The sequence below is a fragment of the Rhodopseudomonas telluris genome, from assembly GCF_042432815.1.
Taxonomy (GTDB): Bacteria; Pseudomonadota; Alphaproteobacteria; order Rhizobiales; family Xanthobacteraceae; genus Rhodopseudomonas; species Rhodopseudomonas telluris.
The window spans coordinates 831,505-855,508 of sequence record NZ_JBHLWM010000008.1 but is presented as its reverse complement, the minus strand read 5'-3'; the positions used below and the strand labels follow the sequence as shown (position 1 = coordinate 855,508).

General features: G+C 64.3%; 17 protein-coding genes. 8 read left to right on the top strand and 9 right to left on the bottom strand.

The genetic code is table 11. The features are described 5' to 3' along the window. Positions 1-37: 37 nt before the first annotated feature. The 3 genes from yghU to ACFFJ6_RS21380 form a co-directional block, all read right to left on the bottom strand. Positions 38-913, bottom strand: coding sequence for a glutathione-dependent disulfide-bond oxidoreductase (yghU, locus tag ACFFJ6_RS21390; RefSeq protein ID WP_378391620.1), 876 nt, complete (start codon positions 911-913; stop codon positions 38-40). Positions 914-1,036: 123 nt separating this feature from the next. After that, positions 1,037-2,206, bottom strand: coding sequence for a diguanylate cyclase domain-containing protein (locus ACFFJ6_RS21385; RefSeq protein ID WP_378391618.1), 1,170 nt, complete (start codon positions 2,204-2,206; stop codon positions 1,037-1,039). 274 nt (positions 2,207-2,480) lie between these two features. Further along, complete coding sequence (locus ACFFJ6_RS21380; protein WP_378391616.1) at positions 2,481-3,068, bottom strand: TetR/AcrR family transcriptional regulator; 588 nt, start codon at positions 3,066-3,068, stop codon at positions 2,481-2,483. A gap of 201 nt (positions 3,069-3,269) precedes the next feature. Here ACFFJ6_RS21380 and ACFFJ6_RS21375 point away from each other — a divergent pair, with 201 nt between their 5' ends. The 3 genes from ACFFJ6_RS21375 (at position 3,270) to ACFFJ6_RS21365 (ending at position 10,347) form a co-directional block, all read left to right on the top strand. Continuing rightward, positions 3,270-4,475 carry an efflux RND transporter periplasmic adaptor subunit gene (locus ACFFJ6_RS21375; protein ID WP_378391614.1) on the top strand — a complete coding sequence of 402 codons (1,206 nt, stop codon included), beginning with the start codon at positions 3,270-3,272 and terminating at the stop codon, positions 4,473-4,475. A 130-nt stretch (positions 4,476-4,605) separates the two neighbouring features. Beyond that, positions 4,606-7,848 (top strand): efflux RND transporter permease subunit, encoded by a 3,243-nt coding sequence (locus ACFFJ6_RS21370; protein ID WP_378391612.1) that lies wholly within the window; start codon positions 4,606-4,608, stop codon positions 7,846-7,848. Between the two features lie 453 nt (positions 7,849-8,301). Then, positions 8,302-10,347, top strand: coding sequence for a TonB-dependent siderophore receptor (locus ACFFJ6_RS21365; RefSeq protein WP_378391610.1), 2,046 nt, complete (start codon positions 8,302-8,304; stop codon positions 10,345-10,347). Positions 10,348-10,389: 42 nt separating this feature from the next. Here the strand turns inward: ACFFJ6_RS21365 and ACFFJ6_RS21360 are convergent, their stop codons facing one another. From ACFFJ6_RS21360 to ACFFJ6_RS21350, 3 genes are all read right to left on the bottom strand, one after another. Further along, positions 10,390-10,854 (bottom strand): hypothetical protein, encoded by a 465-nt coding sequence (locus ACFFJ6_RS21360; protein WP_378391608.1) that lies wholly within the window; start codon positions 10,852-10,854, stop codon positions 10,390-10,392. Between the two features lie 240 nt (positions 10,855-11,094). After that, entirely contained in the window at positions 11,095-11,925 is an 831-nt protein-coding gene (locus ACFFJ6_RS21355) for an amino acid kinase family protein (protein WP_378391606.1), read from the bottom strand. Positions 11,926-11,934: 9 nt separating this feature from the next. Continuing rightward, positions 11,935-12,747 (bottom strand): amino acid kinase family protein, encoded by an 813-nt coding sequence (locus ACFFJ6_RS21350; protein ID WP_378391604.1) that lies wholly within the window; start codon positions 12,745-12,747, stop codon positions 11,935-11,937. A gap of 629 nt (positions 12,748-13,376) precedes the next feature. On the opposite strand from ACFFJ6_RS21350, the gene ACFFJ6_RS21345 reads away from it, so the two are divergent. Together ACFFJ6_RS21345 and ACFFJ6_RS21340 are read left to right on the top strand one after the other, a co-directional pair. Further along, positions 13,377-15,650 (top strand): TonB-dependent receptor, encoded by a 2,274-nt coding sequence (locus ACFFJ6_RS21345; protein WP_378391602.1) that lies wholly within the window; start codon positions 13,377-13,379, stop codon positions 15,648-15,650. 242 nt (positions 15,651-15,892) lie between these two features. Then, entirely contained in the window at positions 15,893-16,318 is a 426-nt protein-coding gene (locus ACFFJ6_RS21340; protein WP_378391600.1) for a hypothetical protein, read from the top strand. A 143-nt stretch (positions 16,319-16,461) separates the two neighbouring features. Here ACFFJ6_RS21340 and ACFFJ6_RS21335 read toward each other — a convergent pair whose 3' ends face one another. After that, positions 16,462-16,779, bottom strand: coding sequence for a hypothetical protein (locus tag ACFFJ6_RS21335; protein ID WP_378391598.1), 318 nt, complete (start codon positions 16,777-16,779; stop codon positions 16,462-16,464). 217 nt (positions 16,780-16,996) lie between these two features. Between ACFFJ6_RS21335 and ACFFJ6_RS21330 the strand changes: the two genes are divergently transcribed. The 3 genes from ACFFJ6_RS21330 to ACFFJ6_RS21320 all read left to right on the top strand — a co-directional run bounded on the left by ACFFJ6_RS21330 (position 16,997) and on the right by ACFFJ6_RS21320 (position 20,837). Then, positions 16,997-17,965 carry an SDR family NAD(P)-dependent oxidoreductase gene (locus ACFFJ6_RS21330; protein ID WP_378392251.1) on the top strand — a complete coding sequence of 323 codons (969 nt, stop codon included), beginning with the start codon at positions 16,997-16,999 and terminating at the stop codon, positions 17,963-17,965. Between the two features lie 183 nt (positions 17,966-18,148). After that, positions 18,149-20,053 (top strand): potassium transporter Kup, encoded by a 1,905-nt coding sequence (locus tag ACFFJ6_RS21325; RefSeq protein ID WP_378391596.1) that lies wholly within the window; start codon positions 18,149-18,151, stop codon positions 20,051-20,053. Next, positions 20,046-20,837, top strand: a complete 792-nt coding sequence (locus ACFFJ6_RS21320; protein ID WP_378391594.1) for a DUF169 domain-containing protein — start codon at positions 20,046-20,048, stop codon at positions 20,835-20,837. The genes ACFFJ6_RS21325 and ACFFJ6_RS21320 overlap by 8 nt, the downstream gene beginning before the upstream one ends. 192 nt (positions 20,838-21,029) lie before the next feature. On the opposite strand, the gene ACFFJ6_RS21315 is transcribed toward ACFFJ6_RS21320, so the two are convergent. Both ACFFJ6_RS21315 and ACFFJ6_RS21310 read right to left on the bottom strand, forming a co-directional pair. Next, complete coding sequence (locus tag ACFFJ6_RS21315) at positions 21,030-22,580, bottom strand: undecaprenyl-phosphate glucose phosphotransferase (protein ID WP_378391592.1); 1,551 nt, start codon at positions 22,578-22,580, stop codon at positions 21,030-21,032. 104 nt (positions 22,581-22,684) lie between these two features. Further along, positions 22,685-23,821 (bottom strand): glycosyltransferase family 4 protein, encoded by a 1,137-nt coding sequence (locus tag ACFFJ6_RS21310; RefSeq protein ID WP_378391590.1) that lies wholly within the window; start codon positions 23,819-23,821, stop codon positions 22,685-22,687. Positions 23,822-24,004: the final 183 nt, after the last annotated feature.

Below are 24,004 nucleotides of genomic sequence, written 5' to 3'. Positions count from 1 at the left end.
CGGTTTCCGACTCCCCGTTTCTACAGCCTCGTGCTGATTACTTCGCCGCGGCCAGCTTGTCCTGGGTCTTGGTGTCGAAGTCGCCGGCATCGTGGCGCTCGTGAAGTTGGGTCGAGGGATCCCCCGAGACACGGTTGACCATGCGGCCACGTTTGACTGCGGGGCGTTCCGCGATCGCCTTGGTCCAGCGTTGCACGTTTGTGTAGCTGGCGACATCCAGGAAAGTCGCGCTGTCACCGTACAACGCGCCGCTGGCAAGCCCGCCGTACCACGGCCAGACCGCGATGTCTGCGATGGTGTATTCGTTGCCCGCGAGATAAGCCGTTTCGGCGAGGCGGCGATCCAGCACGTCCATCTGCCGTTTCACTTCCATTGCGAAGCGGTTGATCGGATACTCCCACTTCTCCGGCGCATACGCGTAGAAGTGGCCGAAACCACCGCCAAGATACGGCGCGCTGCCCATCTGCCAGAACAGCCAGTTCAGGCACTCTGTACGTCCGGCAGGCGTGGTCGGCAGGAATGCGCCGAACTTTTCCGCAAGGTAGAGCAGGATCGAGCCGGACTCGAACACGCGGATCGGCGGATTCGCGGAGCGATCGAGCAGCGCCGGAATCTTGGAGTTCGGATTGACCTCGACAAAACCCGACGAGAACTGATCGCCGTCGCCTATCTTGATCAGCCACGCGTCGTATTCGGCCCCAGTGTGACCAAGTGCCAGCAGTTCCTCGAGCAGGATGGTGACCTTCTGGCCGTTCGGGGTCGCCAGCGAATAGAGCTGTAGCGGATGCTTTCCGACCGGCAGTTCCTTGTCGTGAGTGTGGCCGGCGATCGGGCGATTGATCGACGCGAATTTGCCGCCGTTCTCCTTGTCCCAGGTCCAGACTTTGGGCGGCGTGTAGGGGGCGTCGGTCATCGGCAGCTCCGGATGATGTCTTGTCGTTGCGGGTGAGTGGGAAACAATGGCGACGCTACGGCGCTTTGCAAGAGCCAGGTTTCGATCGGCGCCTTGCAATGTCGCGCGCCCGCCCGGGGCGAGCTAGGCGGCCGACAGGCCGGCGCGCGTCATGTCCGGGGTGCTTTCCCCCGCATCGTTGCAGTCCTCGGTATCCAGCCAGGCACAGCCGCCGCCGGCGCGTTTGGCCGTATAGAGTGCATGATCGACGCGCTCCAGGAGCTGTGCGGCCGGATTGGCGGAGAGGGTGCCATCGCTGATCACCAGCCCGGCGCTGGCGCCGATCAGCACCGGCAGGTCCGACAGCAGGAACGGCCTCGACAGCTCAAACACAGCGGAGCGTGCGAGCGCCAGCGCTTCGTCGCGGCCTGGATCGCCCTCGGCGATCGGCTTCAGCAGCATGAATTCGTCGCCGCCGAAACGCGCCGCCATACCCGTCGGGCCGGCACAGGCCTGCAAACGCCCGGCGACTTGGCGCAGCAGATCATCGCCGGTGTGGTGACCGTGGCGATCGTTGACCGGCTTGAAGCCGTCGAGGTCAATCGCGATAAGCGTGAAGCTTCCGGTCATCCCCGCCAGCGCGGTCAGGAAACCGGCGCGATTCGGCAGGCCGGTCAGGAAGTCATGCGTCGCCTGGCGCGACAGCCGATGTTTGGCTTCGAGCCGCTCGGTAAAAGCGGCGCTGAGATGTTTGGATGCTTCGCGCAGGGTGAGCCAGAACAGCACCAGCATGGCGGCGCCGATGTTGTAGGCGAGTTCCGGTCGGAGCAGGCCGGCGACCATGGTGGGGATCAGCAGCATCGCCGACGCCGTCAAGATGATCCAGGGGCGGATCGCCGCCCGCGAGACCATGCCGACGCAGTAAGACATCGACAGACCGAAGGCGATCCAGGCGCCGGGCGCATCGCCCAGCCACAACGCCCGAAACGACAGTGCACCGAGAGCGAGGCTGAAGGCGGAGGCGCCGACGCAGTAAAGCACCTCCCAGCGCACGACGTCGGCTTCGCTGAACTCCGCGGCCCGCGCCTTGTAGCGCAGCAGCGAGACGATGCGGGCAACCGCCGTAATCAGAATGAAAACTGAAATGATCGCGTAGCCCGGATCGCGATCGATCAGCGTCAACGCGACCGCGCCGGTCACCGAGGTGCCGCCGATCGCCACAACCTGCGGCAACGACGTGTACAGCAGCTCCACCAATTCGCGGCGGATCCGCGGATCGGCGTGCAGGAACCTGGCGAACAAAGGGGCGATCATCCGCGGCACCATACGTCGCGAGTTCCTAACAGCCGATGGCAACAAGACGCGGCGCGGTAATATCGTCGCGCCAATGTTAACGGCGGGTCAATGAACGGCCCACGACAGGTGCTGGTTTAATCGGCATGGCTCGCTTCCGGTCGGACGAGCACAAACGCGCGGTTTGGCGCCGCGAAGGCCCGGTTGTGCAACACGATTGTCTCATGGTTCGAGACGGACGCCAGCGAGGCGAAATACGCGACATGATCGCCGGGCCGGATCCCGGATTAGTGCCTCACATCGGCGGCCAGCTGCGCATCGCCATATCGGCGAGCTTGCGGAGCTGATCGCGGGACGCCCCGCCGGCGGCCTGAACGGCCATACCTTGCAGAATCGTCGAGACATAGCGGGCGAGATCGCCGGCATCGGCGTCGGCGGGCAAGTCGCCTTCGGCGATCGACCGAGCGAGACGGTCTCGCAGATCCTGTTCGATCTTCGCACGACGCGCAGCCAACTCCTGCTTGATGGTCTCGGCCGTCTCGCCGCAACAGAGTGCGCCTTGCACCGCGAGGCAGCCCGGATTGCTAGGGTCGCTCATGGCATCGACGGCCCCAAAAAGGATGTGCTCCACCACTTCGCGCGCAGTCTGCTTTTGCAGGCCGGCCTGGTAGTAGCCGCCAGGTCCGTCGACATAGCGATCCAGCGCTTTCCGGAACAGATCTTCCTTGTTGCCGAACGCGGCGTAGAGGCTCGGCTTGGTGATCCCCATCGCCTCGGTCAGGTCGGACATCGACGTGCCCTCATAGCCCTTGCGCCAGAAGACGTGCAGGGCGAGGTCGAGCGCCGCATCGACGTCGAATTCGCGAGGTCGTCCCATGGCCATTGCAAGCGCCTCCAGAGATTTCTACCAAACGGTAGATAAGTCTCTTGACAGTGGATGTCGATAGTCCATCTATACCGGACGGTATGGATATGTGCACCGCAGCGTGGTATTCTGGTCCTTCATTACGCTGTCGTTGTGCGCACGAGTTACTGAATTTGCTGGGCTTTTAGCAAGCCCGCTGCGGTTGAATGGGGAATGACGATGGTCGAAACTTTCGCTCGAAACATCAAGATGGGTGCGGGGATTGTGGCGATTTCGGCCGCTTTGGCCGGCGGAGCGGTTCTGATCGACCGGTCCGGATCGGCTCAGGCGGAGGCGGCATCTCCGGTTCCGCCCGCCGTGGCGGCGTCGGTCGCTCTCGTCGAAGCAAAAGCCACGACGCCGTCGGACGAATTCTCGGGCCGACTCGAGGCGATCGAGCGGGTGGAAATCCGGTCGCGTGTCGCAGGCGCCGTCCAGGAGGTGCGTTTCCGCGAAGGCGCTCTGGTCAACAAGGGCGATCTTCTCGTTGTGGTCGATCCCGCGCTCTACGCCGCTGAAGTGGATCGCGCCCAGGCGCAATTGGCCGCGGCGCGCGCCCGGGTGGTCTTCACCAAGGCCGATTTCGAGCGCAGTCAGCAACTGTCCAGTTCGGCCATCACCCAACGCGAGGTCGACAACCGCCTCAATACCTATCGGGAGGCGGAGGCAAACCTGAAAACGGCCGAGGCGGCGTTGAAGACCGCCGAACTCAATCTCGGCTACACCGAGATTCGCGCCCCCGTTTCAGGCCGCGTCGGCAAGATCGAGATCACCGTCGGCAACCTGATCGCTGCCGGGCCGAACTCGCCGCTGCTCACCACGCTGGTCTCGGTCAATCCGATCTACGCAAGCTTCAACGCCGACGAGCAGGTGGTTGCCCGCGCGTTGAAGACGCTGGCGGACGAGAAGACCCCCGGCGCGATCGACCGCATCCCGGTTCAAATGACGACCGGTGCCAGCTCCACGCCGGTGAAAGGCAAGATGCAGTTCGTCGATAACCAAGTCGATCCGCGCTCCGGGACCGTCAGGGTGCGCGCAGTGTTCGACAATGCCGACGGACGGCTGATGCCGGGTCAATTCGCCAGGCTGTCGATGGGACAGCCCAAGCCGGAGCCCGCGCTGCTCGTCAGCGAACGCGCCGTCGGCACCGATCAGAACAAGAAGTTCGTGATGGTGGTGGATGCCAAGAACCAGGCCGAATATCGCGAAGTGACGCTCGGCGCTTCGGTCGACGGCATGCGCGTCGTCGCCTCGGGCCTCAAGGAAGGCGAGCGCATCGTCGTCAATGGCCTGCAGCGCGTGCGGCCGGGCGCGACCATCAAGCCTGAGACTGTCGCGATGGATGGCGCGAGCATGACGACCGGCAAGGCCGTCGCGCAGAACTAACCATTGGCGATCCCGCCGACGAGGCGGGATCGATTCTCTTCCTCGGTAATCGACAGGATCGCGGCCGACGTCTCGGCCGCGCCAGGACCCTTGCGCCCCGCGCACAGACGGATCGAGACGGACCACAGCCATGAATTTTTCCAAGTTTTTCATCGATCGTCCGATTTTCGCCGGCGTGCTGTCGGCGGTGATTTTCCTGTCAGGCTTGTTGGCGCTGCCGGTGCTGCCGATCTCCGAATATCCCGAAGTCGCCCCACCCACGATCGTGGTGACGGCGAACTATCCGGGCGCAAATCCGAAGGTGATTGCCGAAACGGTTTCGACGCCGATCGAGGAGCAGATCAACGGCGTTGAGAACATGCTCTACATGAGCAGCCAGGCGACGACCGATGGCCGGATGACGCTCAACGTCACCTTCCGGCTCGGTACCGATCCGGACAAGGCGCAGCAGTTGGTGCAGAACCGCGTGTCTCAAGCCGAACCGCGGCTGCCGGCGGAGGTGCGCGCGCTGGGCGTCACCACGATCAAGAGCGCGCCCGACCTCACCATGGTCGTGCATCTGATGTCGCCGAACGACCGCTACGACATGACGTATCTGCGCAACTACGCGGTGCTTAACGTCAAGGACCGGCTGGCGCGGATCGAGGGCGTCGGCCAGGTGCAGTTGTTTGGCTCGGGCGACTATTCGATGCGCGTGTGGCTCGATCCGCAGAAGGTCGCCGAGCGCGGCCTGTCGCCGAGCGATGTGGTGCGCGAGATCCGGGCCCAGAACGTCCAGGCGGCGGCCGGGCAGGTCGGCAGTTCGCCGGGCGAGCCGGGGCTCGATCTGCAACTCTCGATCAACGCACAGGGCCGGCTGCAGACCGAAGACGAATTCGGCGACATCATCGTCAAGAATGGCGACAACGGCGAGGTCGTGCGGCTGCGCGACGTCGCGCGGATCGAACTCGGCGCCGCCGATTACGCGCTGCGCTCGCTGCTCAACAACAAGTCCGCCGTCGCGATCCCGATCTTCCAGTCGCCCGGGTCGAATGCGATCCAGATCTCCGACAACGTCCGCAAGACGATGAAGGAGCTCAAGGAGAACATGCCGGACGGCGTGTCCTACGACATCGTCTACGACCCGACACAGTTCGTCCGGGCGTCGATCGAAGCCGTGATTCACACGCTGCTCGAGGCGATCGCTCTGGTCGTTCTCGTCGTCATCCTGTTCTTGCAGACTTGGCGCGCCTCGATCATTCCGCTGATCGCGGTGCCGGTGTCGGTGATCGGCACCTTCGCGGTGATGCACGTGTTCGGGTTCTCGATCAACGCGCTGACGTTGTTCGGCTTGGTGCTGGCGATCGGCATCGTGGTCGATGACGCCATCGTCGTGGTCGAGAATGTCGAACGCAACATCGAGCGGGGATTGGACCCCAAGGAGGCTGCGTATCAAGCGATGCGCGAAGTGACCGGACCGATCATCGCGATCGCGTTGGTGCTGGTCGCCGTGTTCGTCCCGCTCGCCTTCATCACCGGTCTGACCGGACAATTCTACAAGCAGTTCGCTCTGACGGTCGCGATCTCGACGGTGATCTCGGCGTTCAACTCACTGACGCTGTCGCCGGCGCTGGCGGCGTTGCTGCTGAAGGGCCACGATGCGCCGAAGGATGCGCTGACGCGGTTCATGGACAAGACGCTCGGCTGGTTCTTCGTCCGGTTCAATCGGTTCTTCGCGCGAAGTTCGGAAGCCTATGGCGGCGGCGTGAAGCGGGTGATCTCGCGCAGGGCGGTCGGCATGGCGGTGTATCTGGTGCTGGTCGGCGTTACCGGCTGGCTGTTCCACGCCGTACCGGGCGGCTTCGTGCCCGGTCAGGACAAGCAGTATCTGGTCGGCTTCGCGCAATTGCCGGACGGCGCCACGCTGGACCGCACCGAGGAGGTGATCCGCCGCATGGGCGAGATCGCCCAGCAGGAGCCTGGCGTCGAGAACTCGATCCAGTTTCCGGGCCTGTCGATCAACGGCTTCACCAATTCGTCGAACTCCGGCATCGTCTTCATCGGCCTGAAGGACTTCGCCGATCGGAAGGGGCCGGCGCTGAGCGGCAATGCGATCGCGCTGGCGTTGAACAAGAAGTTCGCCGGCATTCAGGATGCCTTCATCGCGATGTTCCCGCCGCCGCCGGTCGCGGGCCTCGGCACCATCGGTGGCTTCAAGCTGCAGATCGAGGATCGCGCCGGCCTCGGCTACGAAGCGCTGAACGAGGCCACCAAGGCGTTCGTCGGCAAGGCGTCGCAGCAGAAGGAATTGGCCGGGCTGTTCACCAGCTATCAGATCAACGTGCCGCAGCTCTACGCGGACGTTGATCGCACCAAGGCGCGGCAGCTCAACGTGCCGGTGACATCGATCTTCGACACCATGCAGATCTATCTAGGCTCGCTCTACGTCAACGACTTCAACAAGTTCGGCCGGACCTACTCGGTGCGCGTGCAGGCGGACGCCAAGTATCGCGCGCGTGCCGACGATGTCGGGCAGCTCAAGGTCCGCTCGGACAGCAACGAGATGATCCCGTTGTCGACGCTGCTGCGCGTCAAGGAGAGCGCGGGGCCGGAGCGGGCGATGCGCTACAACGGCTTCCTTACCGCGGACGTCAGCGGTGGCGCGGCTCCCGGCTTCTCGACCGGGCAGGCGCAGGACGCGGTCGCGCGCGTCGCCAAGGAGACGCTGCCGAAGGGTGTGTCCTATGAATGGACCGAGCTGACCTATCAGGAAATCATCGCCGGCAATTCGTCGCTGATCGTGTTCCCGGTCGCGCTGCTACTGGTGTTCCTGGTGCTGGCCGCTCAATACGAGAGCCTGACGCTGCCGCTCTCGATCATCATGATCGTGCCGATGGGCCTTCTGGCCGCGATGTTCGGCGTCTGGATCAGCAAGGGCGACAACAACGTCTTCACGCAGATCGGACTGATCGTCCTGGTCGGACTGTCCGCGAAGAACGCCATCCTGATCGTCGAATTCGCTCGCGAACTCGAATTCGCCGGGCGCAAGCCGATCCAGGCGGCGATCGAGGCCAGCCGGCTGCGACTGCGGCCGATCCTGATGACCTCGATGGCGTTCATCATGGGTGTGGTGCCGCTGGTGACCTCGACCGGCGCCGGTTCAGAGATGCGCCACGCCATGGGCGTCGCGGTGTTCGCCGGCATGATCGGCGTCACCGCGTTCGGCATCTTCTTCACCCCGATGTTCTACGTGCTGCTTCGTGCGCTCGCCGGCAACCGGCCGCTGACCCAGCACGGGGAGGCGACTGTCGTCGATGCCCCGACACAGCCGCATGCATCGCACGCGCCCGAGCCGGAACCTCGCTCGGAGCGCGTGCTGATGCCGCACGACTGAGAACAAGCCGTGCCTTTAGGGTTGCTCGTTTCGCCGACGGCTCTCAGGAGGAATTCTAATCGATGACTGCGGGACATATCGTCGCGCCGACATTTCAAAATGTTGCTGTCCCACAGTCACTTCTCTTGATGTATTCTATCTTTTCCGATCGTGCGTAACGATCCGTGAGAGGCTACACGGCCGATGACGCTGGAACGCCAGCAGCATCATCGGGGTGTGGACATGTACGTACGATCAAGAAAAGCGACGAAGCAGGCGACACTGCTTTGCACGGTCAGCCTTCTGGCTTTGGCGACCGACCTGTCGCACGGCGCACGTGCGCAATCGCATCTGCCCGCCGTAACGGTCGAGGCGCCGCAGCCATCGCAACGGGCGCGGAACGCGACGGCGAGGCCCGCGCGGGCGACGGCGCGGACGGCACGAGCAACCCGCGCGTCGTCGCCTGTCCGGCAAGTGGCGCCGACGCCGACCCTGTCGGTCAGCGAGCGGATCTATGCGGGCAGTCATAGCTACGTCGCAGGGACGTCGAGTTCCGCCTCCAAGACCGACACGCCGCTGATCGACACGCCGCGCTCTGTCAGCGTGATCGATCGCAAGGAGCTCGACGATCGCGGCGTCACCAGCATCCCCGAGGCGGTCCGGTATTCGGCCGGCGTCACCACTGGCGCTTACGGTTACGATCCGCGCTTCGACCAGATCTACATCCGCGGCTTCGCCACGACCACGCTCGGCGACTTCCGCGACGGGCTGAAGCAATATCCGGCCGGCTTCTCGACCTTCCGGACGGAGCCATATCAGCTCGACAGCGTCGAGATCATCAAGGGACCAGCCGCGGTGCTGTACGGCCAGTCTGTACCCGGCGGTCTGGTGGATCGCCGCTCCAAACTTCCGGTCGAAAATCAGGTCAACGAGATCGCGGTGCAGGCCGGCACGTTCGATCGCTTCCAGACGGCGTTCGATATCGGCGGCGCGGCCAATCCCGACAAGTCGCTGCTGTACCGCCTGGTCGGCGTCGCCCGGACGGGCAATACCAATTTCGACGTTGCCGACCAACGGCTCTTGCTCGCGCCATCGATCACCTGGCGTCCGACCGTGGACACCAAGATCACCGCCTATGCGCTTGGGCAGAAGGACGAGAGCGATGCGAGCGTCGCCGCGCTCAATCGCAACGGCAAGCTGCTGACCGTCAACGGCCAGTATCTGCGTTCGAGCGATCCCTCCTATGACTATCTCAGGCTGACGCAGGCGCAGCTCGGCTACAAGATCGAGCATCGCTTCGACGAGGTCTTCACTTTCCGCCAGCATACCCGGTTTGGTTCGCTCCACACCGAGTCGCGCTATCTCAGCGGCAGCTTCGCCAATGCGACGACCCCAATCTACAATCGCGCAGCCTATGCGGTCGGTGACGATCAGACGAGCTGGCAGACCGACAACGCGCTGCAGGCTGATTTCGTCACCGGTCCGGTGACGCACAAGGTGCTGACCGGCGTCAATTACGACCACAACGTCTGGGATTTCAAGCTCGGCTACAGCAGCGCGCTGGCCGCTTACGCACTCGACATCACAAACCCGACCTACGGCATCGGCGGCACCACGCCGGCTTACAGCTCGGGGTCTCGGGCGACGCAGCAGCAGGTCGGCGTCTATGTGCAGGACCAGATGCAGATGGGAGGCTGGCATCTCTCGCTCGCGGGGCGCCATGACTGGGCCGATCAAACTCGGATCAACACCTACACCAATGCGGTCACCGGGCAGCGCAATGATGCGGCGTTCTCCTATAGCGCCGGGCTGCTGTATCACTTCGACAACGGCGTCGCGCCGTATGTCAGCTATGCTACCTCGTTCCAGCCATCGACCTCGATGGCGATCGACGGCAGCGTGTTGGCTCCGTCCGAAGGAGAGCAGTTCGAGGGAGGCGTGAAGTATCAGCCGCGTCCGGACGTGCTGCTGACGGCATCCGTGTACGACCTCCGGGAGAAGAACGCCGCCAAACTGGCGGGCTATGTCAACGGCGTCGCGTATTACGCTTCCGTCGGCGAGATCCACGTCCAGGGCGTCGAGCTCGAAGCCCGCGCGCGGCTGACGCCGGAGCTCGAGACGGTGACGGCTTACACCTTCGCGGATGCCGAGATCACAAAGACCACCGTTGCGAGCGAACTCAACAAGGTGCCCGCGGTGACGCCCCGGCACACCGCCTCGACCTGGCTCAACTACACCTTCCTGAACGGACCGCTCGACGGCTTCGGAGTCGGTGCAGGGGTGCGCTACATCGACTCGACCTGGACCTCCAATGCGAACACCGACCGCAACGCCGGCTACACGCTGGTGGACCTGGCGATGCGCTACGATCTTGCGAAGCTCGGGCGGCAGTTCGCCGGATTCCAGGCCTCAGTTAACGCCAACAATGTTGCCGACGAGCAGATCGCGGTGTGCAACGCCGGCTATTGCTATCTCAGCCAGGGGCGGACGGTCATCGGCACGCTACGTTATCGTTGGTAGGGGCAATTACGACCAAGCTGACCTTGGCAACAGTTCGCCCAGTCAATCGGCCGGGACGATCGCAAACCGGATGGCGTTCGCCCCGACGCCGCTGAACTGCAGCGTTAGGTCACCGGCCGCGAGCCGATAGCGCACCAGCTTGCGGAGCCCCTCGCAATCGGTGGCTCCGCTGAACTCGGCGGGCTTCAGCAGGTGGCCGTTCTGCACGGCATCGACCCAGCCGCCGCTCGCCAGCGCGATGGTGTAGAGGCCGGCTTTCTCGACCTGCCTGATGCGGACAAAGCCGGCGAAGCGATCCGGGGCGGAGGCACGCTCGGGCGGGGTCGGCAAGGCCGCGTCGGCGCCCGGCCGCAGCGACAATGCGATTGCGGTTGCCGGCGGCGCTGGCAGTTCGGCGCCTGAAGCGAGTTCGGTCGGGTCGGCGGCGCTGAGGAGTGCCCGTTCGCGATCGACCGGCCATTTGAAGGCCGCGCAGCCGCTCGGCTTCGCCGCCATGGCGAAGTTCATCCACACTGCAAGACTTATGCAGACAAGCGCTGTTCGCCGGAGGGCGATCCCAGCGAGGGCGATCGACATGATGCGACTCCAACCTGCGGCCGCGCGAAGCGTGCCGCATTGTATCCGGTCGGAACCCTCGTTCCTGTGACGTGGCGAGCGCTTTCGGCGCCGGCCGCGCTCAGGATAGCAAATGCAATGCGGGATGAAAGCGCGCCGGACGGATCCGGCGCGCTTGCCTGGGACGGGAGCTCAGGCCGGCTGGGCGCCGGTCTTGATCAGCGTACCGACGTGCTGGCCGCGCAACGCCGCTGTCAGCCGGCCGGGCTTGAGGCCGTTGACCAGCTGGACCTGTTCGATATGGCGCGCATTGGCCATCACGTCGAACAGCGCGCGGTCGAGCGGCAGCGTGCCGTCGTGCTTGGCGAGATCGGCGTAGCTGGTCTCGCGCATCATCAGCGCACTGTCGCCGGCGGGCGCATTCGGGTCGATGTCATAGACGCCGTCGACGTCTTCCACGAAGGTGAGGCCGGCGGCGCCCAGCGCGTCGGCGAGCAGAAAAGCGCCGACATCCGCGCGGTGTGGCGGCAGCCGCGCGCCCGGGAATTCGTGGTTGTGATAGGGCGGGAAGGCGCTCGCGACCACGGCGCGCGCCGCGCTGAGGTGGATGGCGAGCTGGTTCGCCACCGTCGGCTTCTCGACATAGGAGATGCCTTCCGGCGCCAGCAGCGTTGCCAGGATGTGGCCGTTCTGGCCGGCCTCGCTGGCGGCGAGCGGCGCGAGCGTGCCGACCGGCAGGCCGAGATCGAGCGCGACGCTGTAGAGATGCCGCGCGCGGATGCCTGCGCCGGTCAGGATCAGCAGGCGATGTTCGGGCAGCAGCGAACGCAATTCGTCGACGATCGGCAGGATCGCCTCGGCGCCGCGGTCCATGATCGAGCGGCCGCCGATCTTCACGACCTGTAGCCACGGCAGGATGCGGATCGGCTTCTTGCCGGCGACCGGCCTTGTAAGGTTGTTGTCGAGCAGCGTCTGGCGCGCGAGCGGCGAGGCGACGTGCTTGATGTGGTTGGTATCAGCCATGGTCGATCCTCAGTTCGCGGTGATGATGGTGCCGACATGCTCGCCGGCCAGCGCGCGCGTCAGATTGCCCGGCACAAGGCCGTTGACGACCTGGACCTCGCGCACGTGGCGCGCAGCCTTCAACAGGTCGAGCACCGGGAATTCCAGGATCGAATCCTGCAGGCCCTTGGCCTTCATTTCGTCGACCGAGATCTTCGGAATGAAGGTCGCGTTCTTCGAGGTCTTCGGGTTCTCGGTGTAGAGGCCGTTCTCGTCCTTCACGTAGATCATGGCCTTGCAGCCGAACTGCTCGGCGACGAGATAGCAGCCGGCATCGGTGCGGTACGGCGGGATCACGCCGTCGGCGGACGGACGCATCCACAGGCCGTAGGGCGGCATGCCCGAGAACACCACCGCATTCACTTCCTTCAGATACAGCGGGACGGAGGACAGGCCGGCATCGCCAACCGACGAGATTCCGTATTTGGCCAGGAGCTGGCCGAGCATCTCCGCATTCTGGCTGGCGACAGAAGCGCCAAGCTGCGACAGCACGCCGGCGGGCAGGTTCAGGCCGGCGGCGATCGAATACAGATGCCGCGCGCGGGTACCGGCACCGGTGCCGATCAGCAAGGTATGGTCCTTGCGCGCCGCGACGATCTCGTCGACCAGCGGATACACGGCGGCGCGGCCGCGATCGATCATGCTCTGACCGCCGATCTTGATCACGTTGGCGTCGGGCAGAATGCGGTAGTCGCTTGCTGCTTCGGTCGCAGCGATCAACTCGGGGTCGGACATCGATCGCTGCATCAGCAGCGCTTCGAGCTCCGCGGTCGGGGTAGCCATCAAGGGTAGTCCTTTCATCAGGCAAAGGATGCGTCGGGGCGGACACGCTGTCCTCCGGGACCTCTCCAGGAATGTCAGAGGTGATGCCGCAACGGCGGCGGACAAAGAGAGTCTGTCCGGCCGTTGCGCGACTCCTCACCAGGAAACCGCAGCAACCTGTCGGCAAACCAAATTGAGCGCAATCCGGTAAATCCCTACAATGGTGAGTAATTTCAAGGCGTTGTATAACTATCTTCATCACGATGTGACGCGCAATTGCTCCACAAACGTGCAATTTCGCCTGCTGCGAGCCGTTCGTGATGGCGGCAGCGCGCAGCCGCTGGCCGACAACGCGGGCTCGTTTGCGGGAGACCGTTGCACAGGGTGTTAGAGGTATTCCAGCATGTGCAGTCCACCGCCATGCAGTACTGCCGAGCCGCGCCGCAGTTGGCTGCGACAGAATGAACTAAGCAGGCTCAAAATCGACAAAACTTCTCATTCGCATAAGCACCTCATACCATCGCACATGAGCGCTCTCGCGCGGCTGCCGCGCACCCGAGCGTCGGGACTTTGAGACGTTCCAAGCTTGCTCACGATGAATCGCGATCAGTGATGCTGTAGGCGAACCTCGTTTATAGCGGGGGCTTACAATGACAAGAACACTTCGCCGGTCCGGTGCCAGCGGTCTGCTCGCGGCGATCTCGCTGCATTTCCTATCGACTGCCGCCGTCGCGCAAACCGGGCTACCCGCCGTCACCGTCGAGGCGCCGCGGGCTGAACGGCCGCGTGCGACGCGGCCGGCCGCCAGCAACCGCGCGGGCACGACGCGGCGCGTCGTGGCGCGGCGGGAGAGCAGGCCGCCGGCCGCGGTGCCTCCCGTGCCGTATCTGACACCGTCCACCGGGACGCTCGGCGTGCTGCCGGCGAGCTATGCGGGCGGTCAGGTCGCCAGCGGCGGACAAGTCGGCTTTCTCGGCAATCGCAGCATCCTCGACACGCCCTTCAGCCAGACCAGCTACACGTCGAAGCTGATGCAGGATCAGCAGGCGCGCACCATCCGCGACGTGGTCGCCAACGATCCATCGGTGCGCGCGGTGACGTCCGCCGGCGGCGGACAGGACGGCTATTTCATTCGCGGCTTCTACTACGATGTCGGCGACCTCGCGTTGAACGGCATGTACGGCATGGCGCCGTTCTGGAGCGTCGGTGCCAATTTCGTCGAGCGGGTCGAAATCCTGAAGGGGCCGACCGCTCTGCTCACAGGCATTTCGCCGCTCGGCGCCGTGGGCGGCAGCATCAATCTCGTCAGCAAGAAGGCGCCGGACTACGACATCACCCAGCTGACCGCGACCTATGCGTCGCGCTCGCAGTTCGGACTGCAGGCCGACGTGGCGCGGCGCTATGGCGAGCACAAGGAGTGGGGCATCCGCTTCAACGGCAGCTATAGCGACGGCAAGACGCCGTTCGACCGCCAGAGCAGCGAATTCGGCAACGCCGTGCTCGGCCTCGATTATCGCGGCGAAAACGTCCGCGTCTCGGCCGACGTCGGTTATCAGGCCAACAATCTGAATCCGCCGATCCGGTTCTTCAGTTTCCAGCCCAACGTCGTGCCGCTACCGCCGGCACCCGCGGCGAACTCCAACGCGATTCCGGATTGGGCGTATTGGAAGCCGAAGGACACCTTCGTCACTGTGCGGGCCGAAGCCGACGTCTCGCCGGGGCTGACGGTGTACGGCGCCGCCGGCTATCACCAGGCCAAGATCGACTTCAAGTTCCTGTCGCCGACAATCATCAACCAGGCCGGCGATTATGGCTCGCGGCCGTTCGGGGGCGAGCAGACCTTCACGGCCAAGACTGGAGAAGTTGGCCTCCGCGGTGAAACTGACACTGGCCCAATCAACCACAAATTCGTGGTCAACTACGGCGTGTTCGATCGTCCCAACGAGAATTCCTATCTCGGCGCCAGCAGTCTCGTCGGCTCGAACATCTACAATTACAAGCCGATCCCGGAGCCGGTGTTTTCGATTCCGAGCCGCAGCTCGGTCAGCCTGAAGCAGTGGAGCGTCGGCGCCGCGGATACGATGTCGATCCTGAACGGCGGCGTGCAGGCCGTCGTCGGTGTCCGCCGCCAGCACGTCAGCAACAGCTCCACTGACCTGATCACCGGCATCACCACCGGTCAGGACGGCGCCGCCTGGAGCCCGGCCTATGCGCTGCTGATCCGGCCGATGTCGAACGTCACGCTGTACGCCAACTACATCGAAGGGCTGCAGCCGGGCACGACCGTGGGGGCCGGCTACGCCAATATCGGCCAGGTGTTTCCGCCGTTCCAGAGCAAGCAGGTCGAAACCGGCGTGAAGGTGGATTTGGGCAAGATCAGCGTCACCGGCAGCCTGTTCGAGATCAAGCAGCCGAGCGCGATCGCGTCGAGTGCGAACGGCATGCTGACGCTGTCGGCGGATGGCGAACAGCGCAACCGCGGCGCCGAGATCAACGTGTTCGGCGAACTGGCTCCCGGCCTGCGGCTGCTCGGCGGCGGCGCCTTCATCGACGGCGTGCTGGAAAAGACTGCCAGCGGCCTCAACGACGGCAACCGGGCGCCGGGTGTGGCGCGGGTCAACGTCAACCTCGGCGCCGAGGTCGACGTGCCCGGCGTCGATGGCTTCACCTTGACGGGCCGTGTGGTCCACACTGGCTGGACCTATGCCAACGCTGCCAACACGCAAGTGCTGCCGGCGTGGACACGGTTCGATCTCGGCGCGCGCTACACCTTCCTGTCGCCATGGAACGGCAAGCCGATCGTCATCCGTGCGGCGATCGAGAATGTGGAAAACGTGGCTTACTATGCATCGTCTTATAGCGGCAGCGCGATCGGTCTCGGCGCGCCGCGCACCTATCTGGTCTCGAGCACGTTCAACTTCTAACCAGGACCTGGCGGGGGCGTGTCGCGGTTTCGGCGCGCCTCCACGGCAGGGAGGGTGGAGGAACTCGGGCTCGGTCCACCGATCGAATTCGACGGGGGCTGGGCGTTTGCCGGGGTGCGCGGCGGCTTTTCCGATTTATCGAAATGTCATATAGAGGAGGGATCTCCAAATGGGTGTTCCGTTCGGGGATCGTGCACTAGCTTAGCCGTTACGGCCTTCACGCCGTCAGGAGAGTTCGATCGATGCGGCTGCGGGTGCGTAAGGCGGCCCACATTCTCGAGCGCTGCGGCCTGGCACTGGCCGGCGCGGCGTGCGGACTGTTCGTCGGCGCTCATGTCGGCACCAGCATCGGGGCGCTGACGACCGTTGCATTCCTGCTGGCGATGATGGTCGTGGGGACTATCGGTTTTTATCTCGGCATCGACATTCCGCCGCTGCCATTCCACGGCGAGAACGGCGACCCGCATAACCGCGGCAAGGTCGACGCCGCTGAATTCCTCAGCGCGGTCGGCACGTTCTGCGCGACGCTGGCCGCGTTCACATCCGTCATCATGGTGGTGCTGCATCTCGAACCGCATCTGGCATGGACCGGCCTGATTTTGGCCGGCTGGCTCGCGGGCGTCGCGATGCAGATCGTCGCCGGCACGATCGGCCGGGTGCGTCGCTGACATCCGAGAGACTGCAGCGCGTCGGAAGGCCCTCGAACAACAAACCGCCCTCGCGAGGAGGGCGGCTGTCAGAACCAAGCCGGGGAGTGCCCGTCAGCCGATCGACTGGCTGAAGCGGGTTGTGGCGTTGGCTATCTCTTCGACTATCTCTTGCCGAGGAAGCCGGTCACCACCGCGGGCAGCGGGATCCTGGCGACGAGCTGCGGTGCGAACACCACTGCGGCGATCGCCAGCGCGATCAGCACCGGCAGCAATTCCAGCTCGCTGACCTGCACCACGAGCCAGACAGCAACGACCAATGCGGCAAGTTCGGCGGCGAGATACAGCAGCACGGTGGTCAGGCCCGGGCGCGGCAGCTTGCCGACCGGCGGAGCCGTGAACGCGATGAAGACTGCAACGACCAGAAGCGCGACCAGCAGCAGGAACAGGAAAGCCGCGGTCTGAAAGGTGGCTGCCAGCATGGTCACGCTCCTCGAACACCAATGAAAGCACGAGTTTAGGCCGATTCCGCGGGGTGCGGAAGCAGCGGAGCTGTCAGGAACGCACCTGACGACGAACGGCGCCTCGGCGGGATCGCATGAGCCGGGCGATGGACTTGCCGGCGCTGCGCCCTCTATGCTGATGCCAAGCTGCGGCTCGAACCGCGGCGCGACAAAAACAGCGATGGGAGACGCGGCAATGAGGGACTTTGCCAGCAAGATTGCCGTGATCACGGGCGGCGGCACCGGGATGGGGCGTGAGCTCGCCCGTCAACTCGTCGCCGAAGGCTGTCATGTGGCGCTGTGCGACGTCTCTGCGGAAGCGATGGCCGAAACCAGGGAACTGTGTGAAGCCGACGGGCTGCCGCAGGGATTGCGGGTCACGACCCACATCGCCGATGTCGCGCTCGAATCCCAAATGAGCCGCTTCCGCGACGAGGTCGCGGCGCAGCACCGCACCGAACACATCCATCTCCTTTTCAATAATGCCGGGATCGGTGGCGGCGGCAGCATGATCACCAACAGCCGCGAGCAATGGGAGCGCACCTTCAACATCTGCTGGGGCGGCGTCTATCTCGGCACGCGGATCTTCCTGCCGATGCTGATCGCGGCCGACGAGGGGCATATCGTCAACACCTCGAGCGTCAACGGCTTCTGGGCGTCGATCGGTCCGACCACGCCGCACACCGCCTACAGCGCCGCGAAGTTCGCCGTAAAGGGTTTCTCCGAAGCGCTGATCGCCGACCTGCGGCTCAACGCGTCGCACGTGAAATGCTCTGTTGTGATGCCCGGGCACATCGGCACCTCGATCGTCGCAAACTCGCGCAAAATCCAGGTCGGGGATGCCGGCGAAGACCTCAGCGCCGACGAGATTGCGGCTGCACGCGTCCGGATGCGCGCAGGCGGCATCGCTGAAGGGCAACTGTCGGACGATGACATCCGCGCGATGGCCCGGGAGCGTGCACGCAGTTTCCGCGAGGACGCGCCGACCAGTGCCGCCGCGGCGGCGCGCGTTATTCTGGACGGTGTCCGCGCGGAGTGCTGGCGCATCCTGGTCGGCGACGACGCACACCTGCTCGATCAGCGCGTGCGGTCGACCCCGGAGCGAGCCTATGAACTCGATTTCTATCAAAGTTTCGCGACGGAGGTCGGCTGGAAGCTGGGGTAGTCTGGTTGTGGGGGCCCGATGACCTGCACGCAGCGCGAGCCATAAGGGACCCATAAAGATCCATTCATCTTCCACGGGTTCAGAGGCGTTTCTGCCAGGTAGCAGCGCGAGGTGATACTCACGAGCATCGTCTTGAAATATAGCTGACGCAAACAATGATGCTGCTATTCGAGGACCCTTTCCATGAGTGATGCCGTCATCGCGCCGCCGACCGCAACACCGACGCATCGGCCAAGCTCATTCCTGACGCTATCGTTGGGTTCCATCGGCATCGTTTATGGCGACATCGGCACCAGCCCGCTTTATGCGCTGAAGGAGAGCCTGACGGCGGCCTCGGCCGGCGGAGCGCTGACCCCTGCGATGGTGCTGGGGGTGATGTCCCTGGTTCTGTGGACACTGATCGTCATCGTCACGCTCAAATACGTGCTGCTGATCATGCGGGCCGACAACCACGGCGAAGGCGGCACGCTGACCTTGATGGCGCTGCTGCAGCACGTGATGCACCGGCGCTTCGCGGCGATCTCACTGCTGGGCATGGCCGGTGCGGCGCTGTTCTACGGCGACGCGATCATCACCCCGGCGATCTCGGTGCTATCGGCGGTCGAGGGTTTGAAGCTGGTCGAGCCGGCGTTCGATCCGTTCATCCTGCCGCTGGCGATGGCGATCCTCATCGGCCTGTTCGTCGTGCAGTTCCGCGGCACGGCTGCGGTCGCGGCGTGGTTCGGTCCAATCATGCTGCTGTGGTTCGGCGTGATGGCGGTCGGCGGCGTCATGAATCTCGCGAGCGATCTCAGCGTGCTGAACGCGATCAATCCGCTCTACGGCATCGACTTCCTGCTGCATCACGGCCGCGCGGGCCTGATCGCCCTGGGCGCTGTGTTCCTCACCGTCACCGGCGCCGAAGCCCTGTATGCAGATATGGGGCATTTCGGCCGCAAGCCGATACGGGTGGCGTGGTTCATCGTGGTGTTTCCGGCGTTGGCACTCTGCTATCTCGGGCAGGGCGCGATGTTGCTGCATCATCCCGAGCGGCTGGAAAATCCGTTCTTCTTCCTGTTTCCCGAGTGGGCGCTGTTGCCGATGGTCGGCCTCGCCACCGCGGCGACGATCATCGCCAGCCAGGCGGTGATTTCCGGCGCCTATTCGCTGACCCAGCAGGCGATCCAGCTCGGCCTGCTGCCACGGATGGATATCCGCCGCACCTCGGAGACGGAGAAAGGCCAGATCTACATTCCACGCGTCAACTGGCTGCTGCTGATCGCCGTGCTGTATCTGGTCTTCGCATTCAAATCCTCGAGCGCGCTGGCCTCGGCTTACGGGATCGCGGTGACGGGCACGATGGTGATCACCAGCATCATGGCGTATTTCGTGATGCGCAAATGCTGGCACTGGTCTGCCGCCGTCGCCGCGCTCGTGATCGCGCCGTTCATCGCTGTCGATCTGATCTTCCTGATGGCCAACATGCTGAAGATCTTCGAGGGCGGCTGGATTCCGCTGCTGATCGGCGGCGGGCTGATGGCGGTGATGATTACCTGGCGGCGCGGCAGCAAGATCGTCGCCCGCAAGACTGTCCGTGAGGAAGTCAATCTCAACGACTTTATCGCCTCGATCTCAGGATCGTCGTCGATCAGTCGCGTGCGCGGCGTCGCGGTGTTTCTGACAGGCTCGCCGAACTCGACGCCGACCTCGCTGATGCACAATCTCAAGCACAACAAAGTGCTTCATGAAAAGAATGTGATTCTCAGCGTGATCACCGAAGATGTGCCGCGCGTCCCCGAGCATGAGCGATCCAGCACCGAAATCGTCAATGACCGGTTTTCGCGGATGACGCTGCGCTTCGGCTACATGGAAAGCCCCAACGTGCCGAAGGGTATCGCCGGCTGCCAGGGGCGTGACTTCAATTTCGACATCATGAACACGTCGTTCTTCTTGTCGCGCCGGGTCATCCGGCCGGCGACGCCGTCGGAGATGCCGCGCTGGCAGAGCCTGCTGTTTGCCAACATGGCGAAGTGGGCCGACGATGCGAGCCTCTATTTTCGGATCCCGACCGGACGCGCGGTCGAAGTGGGGATGCAGATCAATGTCTGATGGAATGACGCCGGAGCCGCCGCAGTCGATCGACTACGCCGCGATGGTCGCGGACCTCAACGCGCTGCTGCGGCTGAAGACCACCGTCATCGGCATGAAGATGTTCGCCACTGCCGCCGAGATGGAGGCGATCCCGAAGATCCGTCGGCCGAATGCGATTCACACCACGGACCAGATCGTCAGCATGGCGTCACGGCTCGGCTGGACCGTCGGCATCACCGCCGCCGATCTCGTCGGCGCGCAGTGCCGCGCAGTGATCGGGCTGGCGCCGCAAGACGAGCAGTGGCTGTCCGGCCAATCCTATGTCGGCGTCTGGCACGGCACAGCGGAGGACGCCGCCAAGCGCCAGCACGCGCTCGACGTCGTTCCCTTCGGCCAGTATCAGGCGATGGCGGTGTCGCCGCTCGCGAGCGGTCGGCTCGATCCGCCGGACATCTGCCTCGTCTATGCGACGCCCGGGCAGATGATCATCCTGATCAACGGCCTGCAGTATGTCGGTTACAAGAAGTTCGACTGGGGCGTGGTCGGCGAGACCGCTTGCGCCGACAGTTGGGGTAGGGCGCTCGCCACCGGCGAGCCGAGCCTGTCGCTGCCCTGCTTCGCCGAACGCCGCTACGGCGGCGTGCCGGACGAGGAGATGCTGATGGCGCTAAAACCCGCCCATCTCGCCAAGGCGATCGACGGGATGAAGCAGCTCGCCAAGAACGGCCTCCGCTACCCGATCCCGCCCTACGGCATCCAGGCGGACGTGCGGGCGGGCATGGACGTATCGTATGGGAAGTAACAGCCTCTCGGTCGTCATTCCGGGGCGCGAGCGCAGCTCGCGAACCCGGAATCCATAACCCCCGCGTTTGCGATCGTGCACTAGGGTAACGACCTCCAAGCGCTATAGCTGACGCTACAGCGTATGGATTCCGGGTTCGCGCCACGCGCGCCCCGGAATGACTCGCGGAGAGGGCGGCGGAAAAGAAGAGTTTCAGTACGCGTTCTCGCCCTTGAGCAACGCCCACGGCGTCTTCAGCAGGATGAAGAGGTCGAACAGCACCGACCAGTTCTCGATGTAGTACAGGTCGAATTCGACGCGCTTCTGAATTTTTTCTTCGTTGTCGATCTCGCCGCGCCAGCCGTTGATCTGGGCCCAGCCGGTGATGCCCGGCTTGACGCGATGACGGGCGAAGTAGCCATCGACGGCGTCGTCGAACAGCCGGCTCTGCAGCTTCATCTGGACCGCGTGCGGGCGCGGCCCGACCAGCGACAGATTGCCCTTGAACACCACGTTGAACAGCTGCGGCAGTTCGTCGAGGCTGGTGCGACGGATGAACTTGCCGACGCGGGTGACGCGCGGATCGTTCTTGGTGACGACTTTCGAGGCGGTGGGGTCTGCCTGATGGTGATACATCGAACGGAATTTGAAGACGTCGATCCGCTCGTTGTTGAAGCCGAACCGTTTCTGTCGGAACAACACCGGACCTGGGCTGTCGAGCTTCACCGCCAGCGCCACCAGCGCCATCACCGGGGCTGCGGCGAGCAGGATCAGTCCGCCGACCACGCGGTCGAACAGCTGCTTCATCACCTGATCCCAGTCGGTAATCGGCGCCTCGAACACGTCGAGCGTCGGCACGTTGCCGACGTAGGAATAGGCGCGGGGACGGAAGCGCAGCTTGTTGGTGTGGGCCGAGAGCCGGATGTCGACCGGCAGCACCCAGAGCTTGTTGAGCATCTGCAGGATGCGCGTCTCGGCCGAGATCGGCAGTGCGAACAGCACAAGATCCACGCGCGTGCGGCGGGCAAATTCGAGGATATCGTCGATCTTGCCGAGCTTCGGGCTACCGGCGCAGGTGTCGAGCGAGCGGCCATCGTTGCGATCGTCGAACACCCCCAGCACGCGGATGTCGGAATCGTCGTTCTGCTGAGCGTTGAGTGCGCGGATCAGCTTCTCGCCGTTCTCATCGGCGCCGACGATGATGGTGCGGCGGTCCAGTCGACCCTGACGGGCCCAGTGCCGCACCAGGTTGCGCAGAATGAGGCGCTCGACGATGAGCACGCCAAGTCCGAGCAGGAAGAACGACGACAGCCAAACCCGGGAGACTTCGCCTCCAAGCTTGGCGAAGAACGAGGCACCGATGAACAGCAGGAACACCAACGTCCACGCTGAGATCATGCGCGTCATCTGGTTCAGCGTACGGCGAAACACCTGGACTTCATACAGGTCGGCCGCCTGAAAGCCGATCAGCGCGGCCACCGTCATCCCGAGGATGGCCACGATGTATTCCCAATGCACGCCGTCGTGCCGGGCGACATAGCCGAGATACAGGACAATGCCGACGGTCGCGATCAACACGAATTCGACCAGCCGGACCAGACCGGTGATCACGATCGACGAGTAAGCGGGAGGCACCTTCTGATTGGCGACCGCGAGCGCAGCAGGCGACAGCCGCTTGCGCCGCTCCACCATCGGGCGGTTCGGGTCAGGAGCTGCCGCAGTTGCGGCGGCTTCGATCATGGCGCGTGCGCTGATCGGTTCCACGTCGCGATTCCATTGTCACATCGCGCGCGACAAAGCCGCACGCAGACACCCCCGCCATGCAGTTAAACGTAAAATGGCAAGAAAACGTTAGCGCAACTGCCGACTCAGGGTTGTTCGAAGGCAGCCCGGTATCCGGCCAGCACGCCCTCGACCATCGCCTTCTGGGAGAAGTGCAGAAAGATCCGCTCGCGCAGAAGCCGCGCCCGCTCGCGCGCCGCCGGCAAGTCGTCCAGCGCGGACCGGATCGCCGCAGCCATTGCGCCGGGTTTGTTCGGGGCGAACAGCGCGGCGGCGTGTTCGGGGCCGAAGATCTCCGGGATTCCGCCGACATTCGCCGCAACCATCGGTACGCCGGCGGCGGCGGCCTCGATCACCACATAGGGCATCGAGTCGCCGCGGGACGGCACCACCAGGAGCTGGCCGCGGGCGAAACCGCTGCGCGCCTTCACGTGCCCGCTGAAGCGCACGGCTTCGATCAGGCCCAACTGCTTGACCTGCGCGCGCAGCGCCTGGGTTTCCTCGCCGTCACCGCCGAGCGTGAGGGTCAGCGCGCGGCCCTGCTCACGGAGCCGGGCGATCGCGTCGATCAGCAGGTCGGCGCCCTTGATCTTGCGGAATTCGCCCACATAGGCGACGTCCGTCGCGTCCTCGGCCGGTCGGATCGGATCGAATTCACCGGCGGTGACGCCATTGAAGACGCAGCGGACCAGGCCTTCCGGTTTGCCGATCATCCGTTCGTAGGTGGCGCGCGCGAATTCGCTCTCGAACAGAAACAGTTCGGTGCGATTCATCAGGAGCCGCTCCATGCGGCTATAGATCTGGCCCTTGACGGTCGAGGTCGGGTAGTGCAGCGAGCCGCCGTGCGGCGTATAGACCCGGATCGCATGCGGCGGCTTCGGCACCAGCCGCATGAAAACGCCGGCCTTTGCGCCGTGGCCGTGCAACACATCGGGCTTCAGCTCGGCGATGAGCCGCGCGAAACGTCCCCACATCCACAGATCGCCTGGCGACGGTTCACGCCGGATCGGCATCCGATACACGCCGAGCTTGAGCCGTGGCGCGATCTCGGCGAGCGCCGCTGTGGCCCGCTCGCCGCCTGTGAGGCTGTCGGTGATCAGCGCGACGTGATGACCGCGGTCGGCCTGGCCGTTGGCGAGATCGAGAATATGTCGGATGATTCCGCCAACGGGCGCGCGCACCGCGTGGACGATCCGCAATGGCTGCTCCGGCGAAGGGGGCATCTCAACCACGCAAGACGCGGACTTCGCGTCGCGCGACCGCCGTCCAGCGCACGCGACGGGCGCCGGCTGGGCGGAGAGGGCCGGAAGGGAAATGACGCATCACGACGCTGATCCGAAGAGAAAAACTCGATTCATATTAAGGGCTTTCGTAGTTAACAATTCATGATTGCAGAGTGTCGCGCT